This window comes from Psychrobacter sp. 1Y4, assembly GCF_051847555.1.
Genome location: NZ_JBPYDE010000482.1, coordinates 1 through 744 on the forward strand (window position 1 = coordinate 1; position 744 = coordinate 744).

1 protein-coding gene is annotated in these 744 nt (G+C 43.1%); it reads left to right on the forward strand.

Annotated features, from left to right (window positions below):
* Window positions 1-142: 142 nt before the first annotated feature.
* A partial coding sequence (locus tag ACS8FC_RS17095; RefSeq protein ID WP_439297666.1) for an alpha/beta fold hydrolase occupies window positions 143-744 on the forward strand: 602 nt, incomplete at its 3' end.

A 744-nucleotide genomic window follows, 5' to 3' on the forward strand; every position in this document is an offset into this window, starting at 1 on the left:
TTCACCATTGGCCAAGTTTTGTGCTATGGTCAGATGACTGCTTCAATATAGCAGTCTTTTATTCGCGTTATGAATACGTTTGTAAAAATACATCTCGACCAATCAATCAAGATGGCTTGATAACCCAGAGTGATGTCATTCTATGAAAAAACCCCTTCTTTCCCTACCTTTGTCATATCAATTACGAACAATCGACATAAAGACAGCTGATGGTACGGCATTACCCGTGTCCGTCATTGGAAATGGTAAACCTGTCATGATGATGCATGCTTATGGTATGGATGCACGTGAGTTTTTGCCTTTTATACTGCCACTGGTTGGCAAATATGAATTTTACTTACCGCATTTTAGAGGATTTGGGGCGGCACAAGATATCGAGCTGATGCAGTTTGATTTTGTACGTCAGTACACTGAAGATACCGATGCCGTAATCGAGCATGTTTGCCTGAGTCGTCACGTAGAGTCATTACCCATTGCCGCGATTTCGATGGGTGCGCTTGTGATGTGGTCATATTTTGAACGTTTTGGTACAGCTAGAGTCAGTCGCTATCTAAATATTGATCAAAGCCCTGTGATTCACAATCAACCAGATTGGCAAGGCGGATTGTTTGGTGATCGCCAACCAGAGATGTTTGCTATTTTTCAAGACATCATCGATAGCACGCTGCCGTACGCGCAAGTTGAACACTTTACGCACTTTCCGTTTTCTCTCAAGCGCCGCGTGACCGATGTTGAAAGGCTATT